The sequence below is a fragment of the Streptomyces sp. NPDC046831 genome (genome assembly GCF_040645305.1).
Taxonomy (GTDB): Bacteria; Actinomycetota; Actinomycetes; order Streptomycetales; family Streptomycetaceae; genus Streptomyces.
The window spans coordinates 146,652-165,922 of sequence record NZ_JBEYXZ010000005.1; the positions used below are offsets into that span (position 1 = coordinate 146,652).

The following is a 19,271-nucleotide window of genomic DNA, read 5'->3' on the forward strand; positions in this document are numbered from 1 at the left end:
GACCGGGGCGCGGGTGTGCGATGCGGCGCGAGGCGGTGGGGCGGTCGTCGCTGTGCGGGGATGGCGGCTGCCGTCGTCACGTAGGCGGTGGCGACGGGGCGTCCGGGGCTGACCGGGGCGCGGGTGTGCGATGCGGCGCGAGGCGGTGGGGCGGTCGTCGCTGTGCGGGGATGGCGGCTGCCGTCGTCACGTAGGCGGTGGCGACGGGCGTCCGGGGCTGACCGGGGCGCGGGTGTGCGATGCCGCGCGAGGCGGTGGGGCGGTCGTCGCTGACCAGGCGTCCTGCGCCGCCGAGGCGACGCACGTCCCGACGCGCCGGTCCGGCGCCTCAGTGCCCCGTCGGGGCGGTCTGCTCCGTCGGAGGCGTGGTGCCTTCAGCCGCCGGCCGGACGCCGCCCCGCTCCGGCCGCCCGTCGTCCCCCTGCGCCGGCCGCGCCGGTACGCGCGGTGCCGCCACGCGCTCCCGGACGCTGTCCGGTCCCGTCCGCACGTCACTGCCGTCACCGCCGAGCCCCCGTGCCGGGCCCTGGCACCCCTGCGCGGCCGCGATGCCGAGCGCGACCAGCAGCGTCACGACGACGAACACGAACAGCCGCTGCCTCAGCAGGCGCGGATTGGCCGGCCGCAGCCGCGTCCCCGTCGTGCGCGGGCCCGGCCGCCCGGCGCCGCCGCGCGGGGCGGGCCGGCCGCCGCCCGGACGCGTGCCCCTGCGTGACGCCGGAGTCGTCCGTCCCCCGCCCGTGCGGGAAGGGGCACGGCCCTCGCGCGGAGCGGCGGCGCCGCGGGACGCACCGCCCGCACGCGAGGGCACGCCGCCGCGCGCGGACGGCCCGGCCCCGCGTTCCGTGGGCGTACCGGCCGCTCCCTGCGGCCGGCGCCGGCCGCGCTGATCCGGGTGGCCGGCGCGGTACTGGTCGGGATAGGTGTCCACGAGCCGCCCCGTCGGCCGGTCCGCCTCGGCGGCGCGCGGAGACGGCGGACGCACCTCGCCCATGCCGTGCGCCTCCCGCGCCGCGATCTCCTTCAGCCGCAGCGACAACTGCAGTGTGCTCGGCCGGTCCTCGGGGTCCTTGGCCAGGCAGGCCCGCACGAGCGGAGCCAGCGCGTCTGGCACACCGTGCAGCTGCGGCTCCTCGTGGACCACGCGGTACAGCATCACCTCGGAGCTGCCCTGCCCGAACGGCGAGTCACCCGTCGACGCGTACGCCAGCGTCGCGCCCAGCGAGAACACGTCCGTCGCCGGGGTCACCGCCGCGCCGCGCACCTGCTCCGGAGCCAGGAAGCCGGGCGAGCCGACCGCGGTGCCGACGTGCGTGAGCGTCGAGGCGCCGGTGGCCCAGGCGATGCCGAAGTCGATGATGCGCGGCCCCTTGGGGGACAGCAGGATGTTGGACGGCTTCAGGTCCCGGTGCACGACCCCCGCCTCGTGCACCGCGACCAGCCCCTCCGACAGGGCGGCGCCGACCGCGGCGACCTCCGCCGCGCTCAGCGGGCCCTCGTCGGCCACCTTGTCGTGCAGGGAGGGCCCGGGAACGTACTGTGTGGCGAACCACGGCCGGTCCGCCTCCAGATCGGCGGCCACCAGCCGCGCCGTACAGCCGCCCCGGATCCGCCGGGCCGCCGAGACCTCGCGCGCGAACCGGGACCGGAACTCCTGGTCCTCCGCCAGATCCGGCCGGATGACCTTCAGCGCGACCCGCTGGCCCTTCCGGTCGGAGCCCAGGTAGACCACGCCCATCCCGCCCGCGCCGAGCCGTCGGTGAAGCCTGAACGAGCCGACGACGCGCGGGTCCTCGCGCCTCAGGCGCATCATCGCCATGTTCATCCCCGCTGCCCGGTCCCTGTGACGTGCCACAGCTTACGTACCCACGGCCGCCCGCGCGCAGAGGCCGCGCCCTCTCGACCCGATCGATTGTCCGTGCCCGGTGGGCGAATTGAGGCCCGGTCAGCCCGTCCGCGCAGTACGGGACACCAGGACGACCAAGATCCCAACCTCCGTCAACACAGGGGCGATTGGGCCCGGCACGGGTGACGTCCTGGTGGCGGCCGTGGACACGGCGGCGACGGCGCACGGGCGCGGACCTGCGGCGGGCGGGGCGGCGGGGCCGGGGAAGGAGGCCCGGCACGGGGCAGCGGGGGACGTGAGCGAAGTCTCACCCGCCCCGGCGTGGCGGACCGGCCGGTGCGGCCACCCCTCCGGGAACACCCCGAGACCCGGGAGCGCGTCTCCACCCAGGGGAGTAGTCCCCAGGTCACGGCTCATCCTCCGGGAGGCCCGCCAATCGGTACGAGGGCATGACGCGGGGATCTCCGCGCGCCTCTAGATTTGAGGTCAAGCGGCGGGTGCGGCACTCGTCCCCCGAGGTCAGGCACCCGCCGCTGCCAGGCACAAACCGACAACGGTCAGGAGAGGGACCATGGCCCACACGGCACCGCGGACGCTGGTCCGCACGGGCGGACGCGCGGCACACACCGCCCCGCGCCCCGGCCGGCAGGGCCGCCGTCACCCCGTGGTGGCGACGCTCATGGCCCTTCCCCTGGCGGCCCTGCTCCTGCTCGTCTTCGACGGCTGGGAGACGGTGGCCACACAGGCGTCGTCCGTGGGCGTGATGCTGGGGCGCTGAGCGGCGACCCCAGGCCCGGAAGAGCGGTCCGGGCGGGGACATCCCACCCATGAAACCCCGTGGGGACGGGGGTACGGCGGACGGCAGATTGCCGGCGCAGCTGGGGAGCTGCGCCGGCATCGCCGTTCTCACCGACCGCACACCCGCCCCCCTCCTGGGCAACTGGCTCCCCCCTGACAGCCCCGCCACCGGGGACCGCTCCCGCGGACCGTCGTGCCGCTGGGCAGCGTTACCGCGGGCCGTCGCATCGCTGGAGAGCGTCCCCGCGGGCAGCGTCCCCGCGGGCAGTCGTGCCGCTGGGGCGGCACGGGTGGGCGCGGACGGCACCCCGTCAGCGCCGGGCCGCGACCCCCACGCCCCCCAGGTCACCGGGGCCACTCCCCACACCCCGGCCTGCCTTCCCCCCGGCGGCTGCAGCCCCCCGCCGCTCCCTTCCGTCCCCGGACCGACCCCACCCACGCGTGCACCTCACCCCGCTAGGGGCACCTCACCCGGCGAGGGGCACCTCACCCGTCGAGGGTCACCCGGCAACCGCCCCTCGCCCACCCAAACCCCACCCCGCAAGGGCACCCCCGTACCCTCACCCTCACCGCCGTACCACCCGGGAGCCCCGTGACCGCCGACGCCCTCCTGCCCCACCTCACCGCCCACGCCGCCTCCGCGGCCCACCCCGCCCCCGCCTCCTGCGCCTGCGGCCCCACCGCCACGGTCACCCTCGCCGACCGCCCCGACACCACCGTCGTCCGCCACGCCGGCACCGTCGTGAAGGCGCACGCCCCCGGCACCGACCCCGCCGAGCTGGCCCTCCGCCTCGTCACGGCCGCCCGCCTCCCCGGCATCCTGCTGCCCCCGCTCACCCCGGCGCCGACCCCGGTCGGGGGCCGCCTCGTCACCTGCTGGCCGTACGGCACCCCCGTGGACCCCGGCACCCCGGAGGCGGCCCCGTGGGAGGCCGCCGCCACCCTCCTCGCCCGCCTCCACCGCACCCCCGTCGAGTCCCTCCGCCCCGCACCGCCCCCCATGCGCGGCCCCGCCAAGGCCGCCCACGCCCTCGCGCGCCTGCGCGCCGCCGCGCCCGACCACCCCGCCACGCCCCAGGTCCTGCGTGCCTGGACCACCCTCCCGGCCTGGGCCCGCGCCGACGCGCCCCTCCCGGGCCCCGGCAGCCTCTGCCACGGCGACCTCCACCTCGGACAGCTGGTCCGCCACCCGCTCCCCTGCGGACCCTGGCTGCTCATCGACGTCGACGACCTCGGCACCGGCGTGCCGGCCTGGGACCTCGCCCGCCCGGCGGCCTGGTACGCCTGCGGCCTGCTCCCGCCGGAGGAGTGGAGCCGCTTCCTGACCGCCTACCGCGCCGCCGGCGGCCCGGCCGTCCCCGCCGCCGGCGACCCCTGGCCCGCCCTGGACGTGCCCGCCCGCGCGCTCACCGTGCAGACCGCCGCCCGGGCGGTCGCCAAGGCGGCCGGGGAGGGCCGTGCCCTGGACGAGGTGGAACAGGCGGTCGTCGACGCCTGTGGCCGAATGGGGTCCCTCCCGCAGCAGTTCGCGCAGGGCCCGACGACGTAGGGTGCAACCGACCGCGGGCGGACGGAGTCTGTCCTGGCGGCAACCGAAGCAGGACCCACCGGCGAGGAGTTGAGCCGACATGCAGTGTCCGAAGTGTCACGCGCCCATGCACACCTACAACCGCAACGGCATCCAGATCGAGCAGTGCAGCGGCTGCCGAGGGATCTTCCTCGACTACGGCGAACTGGAGGCGCTGACCCGCGTGGAGGCCCAGTGGTCCCAGCCCGCGCCGCCTCCGGCCGCCCCGCAGGCCTACCCCGCCGCCCCCGCCTGGGGCGCCCCGCAGGGCGGGCACGGTCACTACGGCGGCCACCACCGCCACAAGAGCTTCGGCCACATGCTGTTCTCCAGCTGAGCCGGAGCACGCCAAAGCCCCCGGCCGCAGGGCCGGGGGCTTCTCGGTGTGGACGATACTGGGATTGAACCAGTGACCTCTTCCGTGTCAGGGAAGCGCTCTCCCGCTGAGCTAATCGTCCTCGGGACCACCACCGCGCCGAGGAGACGGCCGTGGGTGACGCGTGCGCGATACTGGGATTGAACCAGTGACCTCTTCCGTGTCAGGGAAGCGCTCTCCCGCTGAGCTAATCGCGCCGAGGATCCGGAGATCCGGTCGGACCCGGGGGTCCAGTGGACGATACTGGGATTGAACCAGTGACCTCTTCCGTGTCAGGGAAGCGCTCTCCCGCTGAGCTAATCGTCCTTGGAGGTGGAGACGGGATTTGAACCCGTGTAGACGGCTTTGCAGGCCGTTGCCTCGCCTCTCGGCCACTCCACCAGGAGTCCAGGGGACGGGATGCTCCCCTGCTTCCTGCGAGCGGACGACGAGGCTCGAACTCGCGACCTCAACCTTGGCAAGGTTGCGCTCTACCAACTGAGCTACGTCCGCCTGTCGTTTCGGTCCGCTTCCGCGTCCCGGCGACGTGTTGAACTCTAGCGGATTCCCGGGCCAGTACAAAAACGCGTTTGTGCAGCGTGCTGCGCTGTGTCCCCAGGGCACCCCGCCGGAGGCCCGGAGGGGCACGCCCCGGGCCCACCGCGGGAGGTCCGGAGGGGCACGCCCCGGCCCACCGCGGGAGCCCCGCCATAGACTCGGCCGCGTGCCCCACCTGCCTGCTCTCGCCCGCTTCGGCGACCGTCTCGCCACCGGACTGATCGACGTCACCGCCGACCCCGCGGCCCTCGACTCCAGCGGGTTCTGGGCCGTCGCCGCGGACTACGAGGGCCGGCTGACCTGCGCCCGCTTCCGGGACGTGCGCGAGGTGCCGGTGCCCGCGCCGGTGCCGGGCGGCTGGCGGGGCCCGGCGGCCGGCGACTGGACGTCGTCGCTCGACCGCGCCGCGTACACGGCGGGCGTGCGGCGCATACGCGAGCGCATCGCGGCCGGCGAGGTCTACCAGGTCAACCTCTGCCGCGTCCTGTCCGCCCCGGTCGCCCCCGGAGCCGACGTGGACGCGCTGACCGCCGTCCTGGCCCGCGGCAACCCGGCGCCGTACGCGGGAACGATCCGCCTGCCCGGGCACGGGGTGGAGATCGCCACCGCGTCCCCCGAGCTCTTCCTGCGCCGCGACGGCCGGGCCGTCTCCTCCGGCCCGATCAAGGGCACGGCCCGCACGGAGGCGGAGCTGCTGGACAAGGACCGCGCCGAGAACGTGATGATCGTCGACCTGGTCCGCAACGACATCGGGCGGGTCTGCGTCACCGGCAGCGTCACCGTCCCGGACCTGTGCGCCGTCGAGAAGCACCCCGGTCTGGTCCATCTCGTCTCCACCGTCCGCGGGGAACTGCGCCCGGACGCCGGCTGGCCCGAGCTCCTGGCCGCCGCCTTCCCGGCCGGCTCGATCACCGGCGCCCCCAAGTCCAGCGCCCTGCGGATCATCGACGCGCTGGAGACCGCGCCGCGCGGGCCCTACTGCGGCGGCATCGGCTGGGTGGACGCCGACCGGGGCGTGGGCGAGCTGGCCGTGGGCATCCGCACCTTCTGGATCGACCGGACCGCCGGCGGCGCGGCCGTCCTGCGCTTCGGCGCCGGCGCGGGCATCACCTGGGACTCCGATCCCGAGGGGGAGTGGCGGGAGACCGAGCTGAAGGCGTCGCGCCTGCTCGCGGTAGCGTCAGGGGTGTACGAGGAAAGTGGAGGGACCCTCACGTGAAGATCTGGCTCGACGGCGGGCTGCAGGACCTCGAGTCCGCCCGCGTCTCCGTCCTCGACCACGGGCTGACCGTGGGCGACGGCATCTTCGAGACGGTGAAGGCGGTGGACGGCCGTCCGTTCGCGCTCACCCGCCATCTGGACCGGCTCACCCGTTCCGCCCGCGGCCTCGGGCTGCCGGACCCCGACCACGACGAGGTCCGCCGCGCCTGCGCCGCCGTCCTGGAGGCCAACCCCATGCCGCTGGGCCGCCTGCGGATCACCTTCACCGGCGGCCACGGCCCGCTCGGCTCCGACCGCGGCGACCTCGGGCCCACCCTCGTGGTCGCCGTCGGCGAGACCACCCGCCGCCCCGACTCCACCGCCGTGATCACCGTGCCGTGGACCCGCAACGAACGCGGCGCGCTGACCGGCCTGAAGACCACCTCGTACGCCGAGAACGTCGTCGCGCTCGCCCGGGCCCACGACCGGGGCGCCTCCGAGGCACTCTTCGCCAACACGGTCGGGCAGCTGTGCGAGGGCACCGGCTCCAACGTCTTCGTGGTCCTCGACGGCGAGATCCACACCCCGCCGCTCGCCTCCGGCTGCCTCGCCGGCATCACGCGGGAGCTGACGGTGCAGTGGACGGGCGCCCAGGAGACCGACCTGCCGCTGGACGTGCTGCTGCGGGCGGACGAGGTCTTCCTCACCTCCACGCTGCGCGACGTCCAGGCCGTGCACCGCGTCGACGACCGCGACCTGCCGGGCGCGCCGGGACCGGTGACCGCCAAGGCCATGCGCATCTTCGCCGAGCGGTCCGGGGACGACCTGGACCCGTGACCGCCCCGGGGCGGCGCGCTCCGCGCCCGGTCCGGGGCAAAGGGGGCTGACGCGGGGTCGGGGGTGCGGGTAGAACACCCGTGATGACCACGACCCTGCGGCCGGCCGAGCCGCTTCAGCACCACACCGACGGAACGCGCTCACGCCGTTACCAGGTGTGTGTCAACAGCCGCCCCGTCGGCGCCGTCCAGCTCGCCACGCATCCCGTCTTCGGTCCCGCCGTCGCCCGGATCCTCGATCTGCGCATCGACGAGCCGGACCGCGGGCGGGGCCGCGGCACGGTCGCCGCGCTCGCCGCCGAGGAGGTGGCGCGGGACTGGGGCTGCAGGCGGGTCGAGGTCACCGTGCCGGCCGGGGCCGCGCTGCGGCTCGCGACGGCCCTCGGCTACGTCCCGCGCAACCGCGGCATGGAGAAGCGGCTCGGCACCACCGCGCCCGCCCTGCCGGAGGGCACCCGGGGCCGTCCCATGACGGAGGCCGAGTACGGGCCGTGGCGGGAGGAGGGCGAAGCCGCCTACGCCCGCAGCTGGATCGACCGCGGTGTGCCGGAGGACGAGGCCCGGGCGAAGGCCGAGCGGGACCACGCCCGGCTCCTGCCGCAGGGGATCGCGACGCCGGGCATGCTGCTGAGCGTCCTGGAGCACGAGGGCGCCGCGGTGGGCACCCTGTGGCTGTCGGTCGCCGAGGACAGGGCCTTCGTGTTCGACGTCGAGACCGGCGAGCACTTCCGCGGCCGGGGCCACGGCCGCTCCCTGATGCTGCTGGCCGAGGCACAGGCGGTGGCCGCGGGCAAGGACGTCATCGGGCTGAACGTCTTCGCGGGCAACACGCCCGCCGAGCGGCTCTACGAGTCGCTCGGCTACCGGACCGTGCAGCACGCCCTGTACAAGACCCTGCTGTAGGGACCCCCGGGCGGCCTGCGACGGGGCCGGGCCCTGCCCGGGCGGCCCGCGACGGGCTTCGGGCCGGGCCCTGCCCGGGCGGCATCTGCCCGGCCGGGCGCGGGCCGCCCGCCGGGCCGGCCCTCGACAGGTTCGCCTCCGTTCGGGCGGCAGCCGGTCTCCCGCGCGGCCGCCGGTCTGCCCGCCCGCCGGGCCGGCGCGGGTCAGTGCTCCCGCCCGGTCGCCGGCAGGCTCGCTCCCGTCCGGTTGACAGCGGGTCTCCCGCGCGGCCGGCCGCCGGTCTGCCGCCCGCCGCCGGGCGCCGGTGAGCGCTCCTGCCCGGCCGCCGGCAGGGCCCTCTGGAAGACCCTGCTGCAGCGGGACCCCGGGCTGCCTGCGACGGGCTTCGGGCCGGCCCCTGCCCCGCCGATCGCCGGTCGGTCCGCTTGCGGGCCGGGCGCGGTTCCGCACTCCTGTCCGGCGGCCGGCAGGCTCGCTCCCGTCCGGCCGGCAGTCGGCTTCCGCTCGGCCGGGCAGCCGGGCAGCCGGGCAGCCGGTCAGCCCTCCCGCCCGGCCAGCAGCCCGTCCACGATCTCCTCGATCCGTTCCCGCAGCCCCTCCTGGCTCTTACCGCCGTCGAGGCGCTCGCCGCCGACGACGTAGGTCGGGGTGCCGGTGACTCCGATCGCCTTGCCCTCGGCCTGGTCGGCGTCGACGATCAGGATGTGCCGGCCGTCGACCAGCGCGGTGTCGAACTCCTCGGCGTCCAGCCCGAGTTCCCGGGCGACCTCGACGAGGAAGGCCTCGCCCCCGCGGTCCAGTTCCGCCACCCGGCCGAGCACCGCCTCCACGTAGGGCCACAGCTTCCCCTGCTCCGCGGCCTCCTCGGCGGCCTGCGCCGCGGCGAAGGCGTGCCGGTGCTTCTCCAGCGGGAAGTGCCGCAGCCGCAGCTCCAGCCGGTCGCCGTAACGGGCGCGCAGGGCACGCAGGTCGTCCAGCGCGCTGTGGCAGTCAGGACACTGCAGTTCGCACCACACGTCGAGCACGGGGACGGGGACGGACGCGGACGCGGGGGAGGAGTCGCTCATGCGGCCAGTCTCCCAGCCCGCCCTCCGCCCGGCCCCATGGGGATCGGGCGCGAGCGGGAGGACGACCGCCGGCACCCGCGGAGGAGGCGACCCGGACATCTCCCTGATGTTCCCGCGGAGCATGGCAGCGGGCGGCGGCGGAGGTGCAGGATGGAAGGGACGAACCGCCCCGACCCGGCGAACCCCGCCTGGAGGACCGGATGATTGCCGAGACCGTCTGTTCCGCCCTCTCCGCGGCCGGCCTGGGCATCGCCGCGGTCACGGCCTACCGCAAGCGTTTCCTCACGGCGGCCCGCGTCGCGGCCTACTCCCTCATCCCGATCGGCCTGGTGATGACGGGCGTCGTCGGCTGGGCGGCGAACACCGCCTTCAGCCCCACGGCCTGGGCGGGCTTCGCCCTGCTCGGCGCCGCCTGGGCGGTGTTCCTGGCGACCCGCGCGGTGGAGCGCCGCCGGGGCGGCACGCGCAAGGAGCGCAGGGCGGCGGCCAGGGCGGCGCGCCAGGAGGCGGTGCCCCCGGCGCCGTCCGCGCCGTCCCTGGGCGAGGGGCGGGGGACCCGTCCGGCGGCCCGCCCGAAGGCCGCGTCCCGCGACGACGACTTCAGCGACATCGAGGCCATCCTGAAGAAGCACGGCATCTGACGGCCGGCGCCGACCCGGGATCCGGCCGGGAGGAGTCCGGCCGGGAGCGCCTGCGGTCCCGAAACGATCAACAACGGACGCGTTCCGAACCGGACGTCGAGGAAACCGGCGAAGGACCGTGCGTGGCGGGCGTGTTGATCGCATCGCCCTCTCACCTGCGCCATCATCGCCCGCGAGATGGTGGACACGACACAGAGCGAGGCCGCGCCTCCCAAGGACGAGCCGCGCGGGTGCCTCTTCGCCCTTTCCCAGCCACCGCTGATGATCTTCCTTGCGGTGATCGGGTGCCTGCTGCTCATGGCTTCGTTGCACGATCTGCTGTTGCTGTGAGCCGTACCGTGGGTCCTCGGCGCCACCCGCCGGGGACCACGAGCCACCGTCGAGGCCGCCGGGCGCTCAGCCCGCCGCCTCCTTGCGCCGCGCCCGGTACGCGGCCACGTGCAGCCGGTTCCCGCATGTGCGGCTGTCGCAGTACCGCCGCGAGCGGTTGCGGGAGAGATCCACGAAGGCGCGCCGGCAGTCCGGTGCCTCGCAGCGCCGCAGCCGCTCCTGCTCGCCCGCCACCACGAAGAACGCCAGCGCCATGCCGCAGTCGGCGGCCAGGTGGTCGGCGACGGAGGCGCCGGGGGCGAAGTAGTGCACGTGCCAGTCGTAGCCGTCGTGGTCGGTCAGCCGGGGGGTGGTGCCCGCGGCGGCGACCAGCTCGTTGATCAGCGTCGCGGCCGCCCGGGCGTCGGGGGCCGCGAAGACCGCGGCGAACCGCCCGCGGATCCGGCGCACCGCCGACAGGTCGAACTCCGACAGCACTCCGACGTCGCTCATCTTGTGCGAACGTACAAAGTTTTCGAGCCCTGCCACGTCGGACAGCGCGTCCGGCGCCGTGTCGTCCTCCGGAGCGGTGTTCACCAGGTCGACGACGGTGTCGAGCGCGCAGCGGGTGTCGTGAGTGATCAGCATGTTTCGCTCTCCCTGCCCTGGGGATCGGGCACACGCCCGCCGATGCCGGTCGATGGTAGTGGCTCAGCCGTCACCCGGGCAGCGCAGTCGTGTCCCCCGGACCCCGCCCGTGGGGGGAGACCGTCCGTCGCCGTCGCCGCCGCCGTCCGGTCACGGGCCCATACGAGCACACCGGCACCGCCCCATGCCAGGGGCGCGGTACCGGTGTGTCCCATATGCGGATGTCCTGGCCCGAGCCGTCTCCCCGAGTGGACGGCGCCGGGCAGCCTGAGGGGCCTCGAAGGGCCTTCCGTTAGCTTTCCGCGAGGATGTGCGAGAGCTCCTGATCCAGGTCGAAGTGCCGGTGTTCCGTGCCCGGGGGCACGGCGGCGTCCGTCCGCTTCAGGAAGGACTCCAGGGCCCGCGCCGGGGCCTCGAGCAGGGCCTCGCCCTCCGGTGAGCTCAGGGCGATGCATACGACCCCCTGCCCATGACTGCGCGACGGCCAGACACGGACGTCGCCGGTTCCGGTGGGACGGTGAAGCCCTTCGGCGAGGAGGTCGCGGGCGAACACCCACTCGACGGTCTCCTCGGCTCCGGTGTGGAAGGTGGCGTGCACGGCGTAGGGGTCGGCCGTGTCGTACCGCAGGCCTGCGGGGACAGGCAGGGAGGACTCGCTCGACACAACGAGGCGCAGGTGCAGCTCGCAGCTGACCGTGGTGTTCATAAGCGCCAGGGCCTTTCGCTCAGTGTGCGCTCGGGGATTCGCACGTCGGCGAAATCGACATGCCACCTACGGTGCCGTTGTAAACCCCTCTGAGGGTTTTGCATGGCTTTACGTAACTCTTCCGGCCGAGAACCGGTTCGCCCGGTGCGTCCAATCCGGTGATCGAAATCTCTCGGGTAGTGTTCAGTTGTATGAATACGGGCAGTGACGAACCGCTCGAGGTTGCCGTGTCACCTGACAGGACGAGGACCCAGGAGGCCCGTGACCGGCGCGGCCTCGGCTCGAGGGCGCCGGACTTCATCAGGTCACGACGTGTGCTCCACTTGAGCTGGCAGGTCGGCGTCTTCATCATCGGGCTGGCGGTCGTGGCCGCCGGCGTCCTGATGCTTCCCCTGCCCGGACCGGGCTGGGTGGTGATCTTCGGCGGCATGGCGATCTGGGCGACCGAGTTCGTCTGGGCCCAGCTCGTCCTGCGCTGGACCAAGCGCAAGGTCACCGAGGCGGCCCAGCGGGCCTTCGACCCGAAGGTGCGCCGCCGCAACATCGTCCTGACGGCGGTCGGCCTCGTGGTCGTCGGGGTGCTGGCCGGCTTCTACGTGTGGGAGTTCGGCTTCGAGATGCCCTGGAACATCAAGAACCAGTGACCAGGGCCGGTGCCGGTGGCCGGGGCGCCGGCGGGCGCGGTGCGAGCGGCCTGCCTCCCGTGGTCCTGGGCGTCGGCTGACATGGGGTAATGTTCTTCCTGCGCCCGGGCGATTAGCTCAGTGGGAGAGCGCTTCGTTCACACCGAAGAGGTCACTGGTTCGAACCCAGTATCGCCCACCCGGACACGGCGGCCCGTCTGCGATCACGCAGGCGGGCCGCCGTCATGCGTGCCCTAGGGACCCTCCGGCCCCGGGCCCCGCGCCGCGCGGCCCCGTGCCCCACGGCCCCTTGCGCTCCGGCCGTGTGCACCGACCGTCATGCCCATGCTCGTGCGCATGTTCATGCCCAGGCCCTCCAGGCCCGCCGCCTCCCGGATGGCGTCGCCCCGGATCGCGCGCTGTGTGCCGGCGATCAGGCTCTTCGCGGTGATCAAGCAGGACGCCGTGGTCAGGACCCGGCGTGCGGACCATCGGGAATCCCGGCGGACGGACCGCTTCCGAAGGCGGCCGGGGCCTTGACGGCCGCTCTCACCACCGGGTGCGACGGCCGGGTGCCGCGCTGCAAGTGGTCCCGCGGCCGGACGGTGACGGTCCGTTACCAGGGATGGAGAGTCCAGGGAGCGGGCCGGGAGCATCAATCGGATCATCGTTTTCTTGTGGAAGAAGTACCCGAAGACGAAGATCGAGCCGAAGGCGGACTTACGAGACCAAGTCCCTTTCCGGGAGAACTTCCCGGAGTCGGCGCCGGGCGGAAATCCCCGCCTGCTTTTCAAAACGCCGTCATATTTCCCCGGGAGTACGACAAAAGAGCTGCCCTGCTCGCCCCGAGGTCGCCGGTCGACTCGCGCGACCCGGGCCTCGGCGACTCCGCACGGGCGTCGTCGCGGTCGGCGCCCAGCCCGGGATCCGCGATGCGCGCACCGACGCCGGCGAGGCCGCCCTCCGCCGCGGGTCGCCCGTGGCCCGGCCTCCGGTCGCCGGACCCTCCGTCCGGCCGAGCGGGGAAGCGGGCGTGGTCCGCGTCACTGTGCCGGGGGTGCGCGCGTGTGCGTGGGAAACGCGTCCGTGTCCGGTGCGAGACTCGGGTCCGTGGACTGGAACCGCTACCGATTCCGCAGCCTGTGGGCCCTGCCGGTGCCGCCCGCCGCCGTGTACGGGGCACTGGAGCGGATCGAGGACTATCCGAGATGGTGGCCGCAGGTGCGCGCCGTCGAACGGGTCGAGGACACGACGGCACTGCTGCGGATCCGGTCCCTCCTCCCGTACGACCTGGTCGTCACCGCCCGCGAGGCGCGCCGTGAACCGGACGCCGGGGTTCTGGAGGTCGCGCTGTCCGGTGACCTCGACGGCTGGGCCCGCTGGACCGTCGCCCCGCACGGGCCCGGCACCCTCGCCCGCTACGACCAGGTCGTCGAGGTGAACAAGCCGCTGCTCAGGCGGTTCGCCGTGCCAGGACGGCCGGTGTTCCGGCTCAACCACCGGCTGATGATGCGCTCCGGACGGCGCGGGCTCGCCGCCGGTCTCGAAGCGGTTTGAAGGAACCCGCTCGGCCCCTGTATTGTTCAGTGCGTTCCCGGGCGATTAGCTCAGTGGGAGAGCGCTTCGTTCACACCGAAGAGGTCACTGGTTCGAACCCAGTATCGCCCACCGGGAAAGGGCCGGTCCGTCGCGGACCGGCCCTTCGCGTATGTCCGCGCCGTGGTGCCCGCCGGGGTCACGCCACCGCGGGGAGCTCCGGGCGCAGGGGCCAGGAGGTGTCCACCTGCTCCTCCGTGCCGCTGCGTGCGAACCAGGCCTGCAGGCCACGGGCCTGCGCCGCGTGCCAGTCGGTCTGCAGCGCGTGCAGCTCGGAGGGGGTCAGGCGCTCCAGCCGGGCCGCGTAGCGGCGGCCGAGCGCGCGGACGACCTCCAGCGCGGCCAGCGCGTCCGCCGCCGCGTCGTGCGCGCCGTCCAGCGCGACGCCGTAGTGCGCGCACAGGTCGGTGAGGGTGCGACGGCCCTTGCGGTAGCGGTCGAGGTGCTTGTCGAGGACCCGTGGGTCGAGCACGCGCAGCGGGGAGCCCGCCAGCCGGCGGTCCAGCGAGGAGGCCCGGTGGCGGCGCAACTCGCGGTCCAGGAGCGTGAGATCGAACGGCGCGTTCATCACCACGAGCGGACGGCCCCGGGCGGCGTGCTCCGCCAGCTCCTCGGCTATCTCGTACATCACCGGCGCCGGCCAGCGGCCGTTGTGCTGCAGGTGCTCCTCCGTCAGCCCGTGCACCGCCGTCGCCGCCTCCGGCACCGGCACCCCGGGGTTCACCAGCCAGCGGCGCACCCGCGGCCGGGTGCCCGGGGCGTCCTGCACGACGACGGCGGCCGACACGATGCGGTCGGTCTCGACGTCGACGCCGGTGGTCTCCGTGTCGAACGCGGCCAGAGGCCCCTCGTACCAGTGCGTCATACGTCTCCAACTCCTCCCGCTGCCGTGACAGCTGACTGACCGTCTTCTGCCTGTTCGGTGATACCCGGGCCGTTTGCGCCGTACGCCGGAAGGAGACAACAGGAGTACGGGTCTTCGCAGTTCACGGACCCGCATCGGGGATTCCCCTGGCGTGGAAGGCTGTTGGGTCATGGTCATGGCGCAGCCCGAGCGGGGCGGGCTGCTGCCCGAGCGTGCGGGCCCCCTTCGCGGCACACTCGCCACCACCGCCTGCATGGAGACACTGCAGGTGGGCTATCTGCACGCGGTCGCCGCGGCCGCCGGCTGCTCGCTGTCGCAGCCCTTCCCGGACAACGGCATCGACTGGCACGTCAGCCACAGCGCCCCGGGGCACACCGTCGACGACGAGGTGACCATCAAGGTGCAGCTGAAGTGCACCTACCAGCTCGCGCCCGGCTCGCCGGCCCGGCCGGCGGCGTCCGGCGAGGGGCCGGCGCCCCCGTCCCCCCGGCTGGGCCGCTTCTTCTCCTTCACCCTGGACAACGACCACCTGGCGAAGCTCGCCCGCACCCCGGTCTCGGTGCACCGGATCCTTGTCGTGATGATCGTCCCGCGCTCCCGGGACCAGTGGCTGCGGGCCGGCCACGACCGGCTCGACCTCAGGCACTGCTGCTACTGGATCAACCTCGCCGGCCACCCGGTCACCGGCCGGCGCCGCACCACCGTACGGATACCGACCTCGCGCATCTTCGACGACCGGGCGCTCTGCGAGATCATGGCGCGGGTCGGGACGGGAGGCAGACCGTGACGCAGCGCCCCCTCGACGAGCCGCCGCGGCCCCACCCCGCCGACGGCCCCTGGAACCGCCGGCCCGAGCCCGCCGAGGTCGACCCCGCCGTGCTCGGCGCCCTGCTGCTCCGCCACGGCTGGCGGCGGCGCGGCGGAGCCGCCGGGCGCTACGGCCGCTGGACCCCGCCCGGGCCGGGCGGCGCCGGGACCAGCCTGCTGCTGCCCGCCGGCCGCGCCTTCCCCGACTGCGACGACCTGCTCGGCGAGGCCCTCGACGCGCTCGCCCGCAGCGGCACGCCCGCCGCGCGCGAGGTGCTGGCCGCGCTCGCCGTGCCCAGCGACGAGATCCGCTGGTGGCGGGACGTGCCCGGCGGACCGGGGGAGACTTCGCCGTGGACGGCGCAGGAGGGCCTGCGCGCCGCCGCCCGCCGGATGCTGCTCGCCGCCGCGCTCGCCACCCGGCTGCGCGCGGGCCACCACGGCGCCCGGCACCGGCGGGCGGCCGCCGCGTCACTGGGCCGCATCCTCGTCGGGCCCCCGGCCGACGGCCGCGCGCTGACCGCCTTCGTCCCGGTCGCCGGCGGCCGGGCGCTCGCCGTGCGGCTCCACCTGGCCCTGCACGCGGCCCGGGAGGCCGTCGACCTCCAGCGGGCCACCGGCGGCATGGACGCCTTCGACAGCGCGGTGGAGGCGGGTGTCTGCCGGGAACTGACCGAGGCCCTCGTCCTGCTCGTCCGCGGCGCCGAGGGCGCCCGGGTGGCCGTGGCCTGGGCGCCCGCCGCCGGGGTCCCCGGGGGCTGCGCCGCCACCGCCGATCCCGTCGAGTTCTCGCCGGGCGACCTGCCCGTGCTGCGTGCGGCGGGCGCCCGCTATCTGCGGGCGGAGCCGTCGGTGCCCGTGCACCTCGTCGGAGCGGTGGTCCGGATGCGCAGGACGCAGCCGCGCGGCGAGGGCACCGTACGGCTGCGGGTGATCACGGGCGCCGACGTGCCGTACGTCCGCGTGACGCTGGGGGAGGAGGACTACCGCACGGCCGGGCACGCCCACCTCGCCGGCCTGCCGGTCGGGGTGCGCGGGCGGCTGGAGAGCAGGGACGGCTTCCGCAGGCTCACCCAGGCCTCCGGCGTCGTCCCGGTGCAGGTGGACGACGAGGAGCGGGACCGGCTGCTGAAGGCGGTCCACGAGGAGTCCAAGGACACGGAATGCTTCGGGCGGGCGTGTCCGGACGAGGACGGACGGTAACCGTTTCGCGGTCGGCGGCCCGGGGTCGGTACGATCGCCCTCATGCGCGCGTTCCTGGTATGACGCCGCACCCCGCCTTCAGTCAGGAGAGACCGGTGTCAGACGTCCGTGTGATCATCCAACGCGATTCCGAGCGGGAAGAGCGCGTGGTGACGACGGGCACTACGGCCGCCGACCTCTTCGCCGGCGAGCGCTCGATCGTCGCCGCGCGCGTGGGCGGCGAACTGCGGGACCTCGCCTACGAGGTGAAGGACGGCGAGACCGTCGAGGGTGTCGAGATCTCCTCCGAGGACGGCCTCAACATCCTGCGCCACTCCACCGCGCACGTGATGGCCCAGGCCGTGCAGGAGATCTTCCCCGAGGCCAAGCTGGGCATCGGCCCGCCCGTCAGGGACGGCTTCTACTACGACTTCGACGTGGCCAAGCCGTTCACGCCCGAGGATCTCAAGGCCATCGAGAAGAAGATGCAGGAGATCCAGAAGCGCGGCCAGCGCTTCTCCCGCCGCGTGGTCAGCGACGAGGCCGCCCGCGAGGAGCTCGCGGACGAGCCCTACAAGCTGGAGCTGATCGGCCTCAAGGGCTCCGCCTCCAGCGAGGACGGCGCGGACGTCGAGGTCGGCGCCGGCGAGCTGACGATCTACGACAACCTGGACGCCAAGACCGGCGAGCTGTGCTGGAAGGACCTCTGCCGCGGTCCCCACCTGCCCTCCACCCGGCTGATCCCGGCGTTCAAGCTGATGCGCAACGCGGCCGCCTACTGGCGCGGCAACGAGAAGAACCCGATGCTCCAGCGCATCTACGGCACCGCCTGGCCGTCCAAGGACGAGCTGAAGCAGTACCTGGACTTCCTCGCCGAGGCGGAGAAGCGCGACCACCGCAAGCTCGGCCACGAGCTCGACCTGTTCTCCATCCCGGAGCAGATCGGCTCCGGCCTCGCCGTCTTCCATCCCAAGGGCGGCGTCGTCCGCCGCGTGATGGAGGACTACTCGCGGCGCCGCCACGAGGAGGAGGGCTACGAGTTCGTCTACACCCCGCACGCGACGAAGGGGAAGCTCTTCGAGACCTCGGGCCACCTGGACTGGTACGCCGACGGCATGTACCCGCCCATGCAGCTCGACGAGGGCGTGGACTACTACCTCAAGCCCATGAACTGCCCGATGCACAACCTGATCTTCGACGCGCGCGGCCGCTCGTACCGTGAACTGCCGCTGCGCCTGTTCGAGTTCGGGACCGTGTACCGGTACGAGAAGTCGGGCGTCGTGCACGGCCTGACCCGCGCCCGCGGCTTCACGCAGGACGACGCGCACATCTACTGCACCCGCGAGCAGATGGCCGACGAGCTCGACAAGACGCTCACCTTCGTGCTCAACCTGCTCCGCGACTACGGCCTGACCGACTTCTACCTGGAGCTGTCCACCAAGGACCCGGAGAAGTTCGTCGGTTCGGACGAGGCGTGGGAGGAGGCCACGGAGACCCTGCGCCAGGTCGCCGAGAAGCAGGGCCTGCCGCTGGTCCCGGACCCGGGCGGCGCGGCCTTCTACGGCCCGAAGATCTCCGTGCAGACCAAGGACGCCATCGGCCGCACCTGGCAGATGTCGACGGTCCAGCTGGACTTCAACCTGCCCGAGCGCTTCGACCTCGAGTACACGGCCGCCGACGGCACCAAGCAGCGCCCGGTCATGATCCACCGCGCGCTCTTCGGGTCCATCGAGCGCTTCTTCGCCGTGCTCCTGGAGCACTACGCGGGCGCCTTCCCGGCCTGGCTCGCCCCGGTCCAGGCGATCGGCATCCCGATCGGCGACGCGCACGTCGACTACCTGCAGAAGTTCGCCGCGGCGGCGAAGAGGAAGGGCCTGCGGGTCGAGGTGGACTCCTCCTCGGACCGCATGCAGAAGAAGATCCGCAACGCCCAGAAGCAGAAGGTGCCGTTCATGGTGATCGCGGGCGACGAGGACATGGCGAACAACGCCGTCTCCTTCCGCTACCGCGACGGCTCCCAGGAGAACGGCATCCCGTTCGACGAGGCCCTCGCCAAGATCCTCCAGGTGGTCGAGGAGCGGGCGCAGGTCTGACCCTCGCGTCGAGCCACGGGCCCCCGGGGGAGCGCTTCCCCCCGGGGGCCCCGCCGTTTCCGCGGCCCTCCCACCCGGCGGGACACGCCGACGCCATATGCTGCCTGGTATGACGAGTGAGCCGGAGCAGCAGAACGGAGTGGGGACGCAGGACGCGTTCCAGCGCCTGTGGACGCCCCACCGGATGGCCTACATCCAGGGCGAGAACAAGCCGACGGGCCCCGGGTCCGGCGACGGCTGCCCCTTCTGCTCCATCCCGGCCGCCGCCGACGAGGAGAGCCTGATCGTCCGGCGGGGCGAGCAGGTGTACGCCGTGCTCAACCTGTACCCGTACAACGGCGGCCACCTGATGACCGTGCCCTACCGGCACGTCGCCGACTACACCGACCTGACCGGGGCGGAGACCGCCGAGCTCGCCGAGCTGACCAAGCAGGCGATGCGGGCGCTGCGGACCGCCTCCGGCGCCCACGGCTTCAACATCGGCATGAACCAGGGATCGGTGGCCGGCGCCGGCATCGCCGCCCACCTCCACCAGCACATCGTGCCCCGCTGGGGCGGCGACACGAACTTCATGCCGGTGGTCGGCCACACGAAGGTGCTGCCACAGCTGCTGGCCGACACCCGGAAGATGCTGGCCGAGGCCTGGCCGACGGCGTAGGGCGCTGCGGGCG

19 protein-coding genes and 7 tRNA genes are annotated in these 19,271 nt (G+C 74.0%); 16 read left to right on the plus strand and 10 right to left on the minus strand.

Annotated elements, in window-relative coordinates; genetic code table 11:
- Nucleotides 1–328: 328 nt before the first annotated feature.
- Nucleotides 329–1,825 (minus strand): serine/threonine-protein kinase, encoded by a 1,497-nt coding sequence (locus ABZ920_RS07095; RefSeq protein ID WP_361499650.1) that lies wholly within the window; start codon nucleotides 1,823–1,825, stop codon nucleotides 329–331.
- 592 nt (nucleotides 1,826–2,417) lie between these two features.
- Between ABZ920_RS07095 and ABZ920_RS07100 the strand changes: the two genes are divergently transcribed.
- The 3 genes from ABZ920_RS07100 to ABZ920_RS07110 all read left to right on the plus strand — a co-directional run bounded on the left by ABZ920_RS07100 (nucleotide 2,418) and on the right by ABZ920_RS07110 (nucleotide 4,548).
- The gene (locus ABZ920_RS07100) at nucleotides 2,418–2,624 is read left to right on the plus strand and encodes a hypothetical protein (protein ID WP_361499652.1); all 207 of its coding nucleotides are present in this window, start codon (nucleotides 2,418–2,420) and stop codon (nucleotides 2,622–2,624) included.
- Between the two features lie 612 nt (nucleotides 2,625–3,236).
- Nucleotides 3,237–4,193, plus strand: a complete 957-nt coding sequence (locus ABZ920_RS07105; RefSeq protein WP_361499654.1) for a phosphotransferase — start codon at nucleotides 3,237–3,239, stop codon at nucleotides 4,191–4,193.
- Nucleotides 4,194–4,272: 79 nt separating this feature from the next.
- Nucleotides 4,273–4,548, plus strand: a complete 276-nt coding sequence (locus ABZ920_RS07110; protein WP_361499656.1) for a zf-TFIIB domain-containing protein — start codon at nucleotides 4,273–4,275, stop codon at nucleotides 4,546–4,548.
- 49 nt (nucleotides 4,549–4,597) lie between these two features.
- On the opposite strand, the gene ABZ920_RS07115 is transcribed toward ABZ920_RS07110, so the two are convergent.
- The 5 genes from ABZ920_RS07115 to ABZ920_RS07135 all read right to left on the minus strand — a co-directional run bounded on the left by ABZ920_RS07115 (nucleotide 4,598) and on the right by ABZ920_RS07135 (nucleotide 5,079).
- A tRNA-Val gene (locus ABZ920_RS07115) sits at nucleotides 4,598–4,669 on the minus strand.
- A 43-nt stretch (nucleotides 4,670–4,712) separates the two neighbouring features.
- Nucleotides 4,713–4,784, minus strand: a tRNA-Val gene (locus ABZ920_RS07120).
- A 37-nt stretch (nucleotides 4,785–4,821) separates the two neighbouring features.
- Nucleotides 4,822–4,893 (minus strand) — tRNA-Val (locus ABZ920_RS07125).
- 1 nt (nucleotide 4,894) lies between these two features.
- Nucleotides 4,895–4,968, minus strand: a tRNA-Cys gene (locus ABZ920_RS07130).
- 38 nt (nucleotides 4,969–5,006) lie between these two features.
- Nucleotides 5,007–5,079, minus strand: a tRNA-Gly gene (locus ABZ920_RS07135).
- Nucleotides 5,080–5,290: 211 nt separating this feature from the next.
- On the opposite strand from ABZ920_RS07135, the gene ABZ920_RS07140 reads away from it, so the two are divergent.
- From ABZ920_RS07140 to ABZ920_RS07150, 3 genes are all read left to right on the plus strand, one after another.
- A complete protein-coding gene (locus tag ABZ920_RS07140; RefSeq protein WP_361499658.1) occupies nucleotides 5,291–6,343 on the plus strand; it encodes a chorismate-binding protein in 1,053 nt (350 codons plus the stop codon).
- Nucleotides 6,340–7,161, plus strand: coding sequence for an aminodeoxychorismate lyase (locus tag ABZ920_RS07145; protein ID WP_361499660.1), 822 nt, complete (start codon nucleotides 6,340–6,342; stop codon nucleotides 7,159–7,161). Before ABZ920_RS07140 ends, ABZ920_RS07145 begins: the two co-directional genes overlap by 4 nt.
- 83 nt (nucleotides 7,162–7,244) lie before the next feature.
- Nucleotides 7,245–8,063, plus strand: a complete 819-nt coding sequence (locus tag ABZ920_RS07150; RefSeq protein WP_361499662.1) for a GNAT family N-acetyltransferase — start codon at nucleotides 7,245–7,247, stop codon at nucleotides 8,061–8,063.
- A gap of 536 nt (nucleotides 8,064–8,599) precedes the next feature.
- Here the strand turns inward: ABZ920_RS07150 and ABZ920_RS07155 are convergent.
- Nucleotides 8,600–9,130 (minus strand): DsbA family protein, encoded by a 531-nt coding sequence (locus tag ABZ920_RS07155; RefSeq protein ID WP_361499664.1) that lies wholly within the window; start codon nucleotides 9,128–9,130, stop codon nucleotides 8,600–8,602.
- Nucleotides 9,131–9,330: 200 nt separating this feature from the next.
- On the opposite strand from ABZ920_RS07155, the gene ABZ920_RS07160 reads away from it, so the two are divergent.
- The gene (locus tag ABZ920_RS07160) at nucleotides 9,331–9,771 is read left to right on the plus strand and encodes a hypothetical protein (protein ID WP_361499666.1); all 441 of its coding nucleotides are present in this window, start codon (nucleotides 9,331–9,333) and stop codon (nucleotides 9,769–9,771) included.
- A 177-nt stretch (nucleotides 9,772–9,948) separates the two neighbouring features.
- The gene (locus ABZ920_RS07165; protein WP_356185338.1) at nucleotides 9,949–10,101 is read left to right on the plus strand and encodes a hypothetical protein; all 153 of its coding nucleotides are present in this window, start codon (nucleotides 9,949–9,951) and stop codon (nucleotides 10,099–10,101) included.
- Nucleotides 10,102–10,167: 66 nt separating this feature from the next.
- Here the strand turns inward: ABZ920_RS07165 and ABZ920_RS07170 are convergent, their stop codons facing one another.
- Both ABZ920_RS07170 and ABZ920_RS07175 read right to left on the minus strand, forming a co-directional pair.
- Nucleotides 10,168–10,728, minus strand: coding sequence for a CGNR zinc finger domain-containing protein (locus ABZ920_RS07170; protein WP_361499668.1), 561 nt, complete (start codon nucleotides 10,726–10,728; stop codon nucleotides 10,168–10,170).
- Between the two features lie 292 nt (nucleotides 10,729–11,020).
- Nucleotides 11,021–11,434 carry an SsgA family sporulation/cell division regulator gene (locus ABZ920_RS07175; RefSeq protein ID WP_004002642.1) on the minus strand — a complete coding sequence of 138 codons (414 nt, stop codon included), beginning with the start codon at nucleotides 11,432–11,434 and terminating at the stop codon, nucleotides 11,021–11,023.
- 191 nt (nucleotides 11,435–11,625) lie between these two features.
- Between ABZ920_RS07175 and ABZ920_RS07180 the strand changes: the two genes are divergently transcribed.
- The 4 genes from ABZ920_RS07180 (at nucleotide 11,626) to ABZ920_RS07195 (ending at nucleotide 13,725) form a co-directional block, all read left to right on the plus strand.
- A complete protein-coding gene (locus ABZ920_RS07180) occupies nucleotides 11,626–12,078 on the plus strand; it encodes a TIGR02611 family protein (RefSeq protein WP_361499670.1) in 453 nt (150 codons plus the stop codon).
- Nucleotides 12,079–12,184: 106 nt separating this feature from the next.
- Nucleotides 12,185–12,256 (plus strand) — tRNA-Val (locus ABZ920_RS07185).
- A 911-nt stretch (nucleotides 12,257–13,167) separates the two neighbouring features.
- Entirely contained in the window at nucleotides 13,168–13,614 is a 447-nt protein-coding gene (locus tag ABZ920_RS07190) for an SRPBCC family protein (RefSeq protein WP_361499672.1), read from the plus strand.
- A gap of 39 nt (nucleotides 13,615–13,653) precedes the next feature.
- Nucleotides 13,654–13,725, plus strand: a tRNA-Val gene (locus ABZ920_RS07195).
- Nucleotides 13,726–13,792: 67 nt separating this feature from the next.
- On the opposite strand, the gene ABZ920_RS07200 is transcribed toward ABZ920_RS07195, so the two are convergent.
- Nucleotides 13,793–14,518 (minus strand): 3'-5' exonuclease, encoded by a 726-nt coding sequence (locus ABZ920_RS07200; protein WP_361499674.1) that lies wholly within the window; start codon nucleotides 14,516–14,518, stop codon nucleotides 13,793–13,795.
- 169 nt (nucleotides 14,519–14,687) lie between these two features.
- Between ABZ920_RS07200 and ABZ920_RS07205 the strand changes: the two genes are divergently transcribed.
- From ABZ920_RS07205 to ABZ920_RS07220, 4 genes are all read left to right on the plus strand, one after another.
- Nucleotides 14,688–15,305 (plus strand): DUF4365 domain-containing protein, encoded by a 618-nt coding sequence (locus ABZ920_RS07205; protein ID WP_361499918.1) that lies wholly within the window; start codon nucleotides 14,688–14,690, stop codon nucleotides 15,303–15,305.
- Nucleotides 15,302–16,528 carry a hypothetical protein gene (locus tag ABZ920_RS07210; RefSeq protein WP_361499675.1) on the plus strand — a complete coding sequence of 409 codons (1,227 nt, stop codon included), beginning with the start codon at nucleotides 15,302–15,304 and terminating at the stop codon, nucleotides 16,526–16,528. Before ABZ920_RS07205 ends, ABZ920_RS07210 begins: the two co-directional genes overlap by 4 nt.
- Nucleotides 16,529–16,623: 95 nt before the next feature.
- Nucleotides 16,624–18,600, plus strand: a complete 1,977-nt coding sequence (thrS, locus tag ABZ920_RS07215) for a threonine--tRNA ligase (RefSeq protein WP_361499677.1) — start codon at nucleotides 16,624–16,626, stop codon at nucleotides 18,598–18,600.
- A gap of 97 nt (nucleotides 18,601–18,697) precedes the next feature.
- Nucleotides 18,698–19,258 (plus strand): HIT domain-containing protein, encoded by a 561-nt coding sequence (locus ABZ920_RS07220; RefSeq protein ID WP_361499679.1) that lies wholly within the window; start codon nucleotides 18,698–18,700, stop codon nucleotides 19,256–19,258.
- The last annotated feature ends 13 nt before the right edge of the window (nucleotides 19,259–19,271 follow it).

What these genes read in the sequence shown, in the direction of transcription:
- ABZ920_RS07170 (WP_361499668.1), bottom strand. Translation starts at nt 10,728, where the DNA reads ATGCTGATCACTCACGACACCCGCTGCGCGCTCGACACCGTCGTCGAC.
- ABZ920_RS07160 (WP_361499666.1), top strand. Translation starts at nt 9,331, where the DNA reads ATGATTGCCGAGACCGTCTGTTCCGCCCTCTCCGCGGCCGGCCTGGGC.
- ABZ920_RS07180 (WP_361499670.1), top strand. Translation starts at nt 11,626, where the DNA reads ATGAATACGGGCAGTGACGAACCGCTCGAGGTTGCCGTGTCACCTGAC.
- ABZ920_RS07200 (WP_361499674.1), bottom strand. Translation starts at nt 14,518, where the DNA reads ATGACGCACTGGTACGAGGGGCCTCTGGCCGCGTTCGACACGGAGACC.
- ABZ920_RS07205 (WP_361499918.1), top strand. Translation starts at nt 14,688, where the DNA reads ATGGTCATGGCGCAGCCCGAGCGGGGCGGGCTGCTGCCCGAGCGTGCG.
- ABZ920_RS07110 (WP_361499656.1), top strand. Translation starts at nt 4,273, where the DNA reads ATGCAGTGTCCGAAGTGTCACGCGCCCATGCACACCTACAACCGCAAC.
- ABZ920_RS07175 (WP_004002642.1), bottom strand. Translation starts at nt 11,434, where the DNA reads ATGAACACCACGGTCAGCTGCGAGCTGCACCTGCGCCTCGTTGTGTCG.
- ABZ920_RS07220 (WP_361499679.1), top strand. Translation starts at nt 18,698, where the DNA reads ATGCTGCCTGGTATGACGAGTGAGCCGGAGCAGCAGAACGGAGTGGGG.
- ABZ920_RS07150 (WP_361499662.1), top strand. Translation starts at nt 7,245, where the DNA reads ATGACCACGACCCTGCGGCCGGCCGAGCCGCTTCAGCACCACACCGAC.
- ABZ920_RS07155 (WP_361499664.1), bottom strand. Translation starts at nt 9,130, where the DNA reads ATGAGCGACTCCTCCCCCGCGTCCGCGTCCGTCCCCGTCCCCGTGCTC.
- ABZ920_RS07095 (WP_361499650.1), bottom strand. Translation starts at nt 1,825, where the DNA reads ATGAACATGGCGATGATGCGCCTGAGGCGCGAGGACCCGCGCGTCGTC.
- ABZ920_RS07100 (WP_361499652.1), top strand. Translation starts at nt 2,418, where the DNA reads ATGGCCCACACGGCACCGCGGACGCTGGTCCGCACGGGCGGACGCGCG.
- ABZ920_RS07165 (WP_356185338.1), top strand. Translation starts at nt 9,949, where the DNA reads ATGGTGGACACGACACAGAGCGAGGCCGCGCCTCCCAAGGACGAGCCG.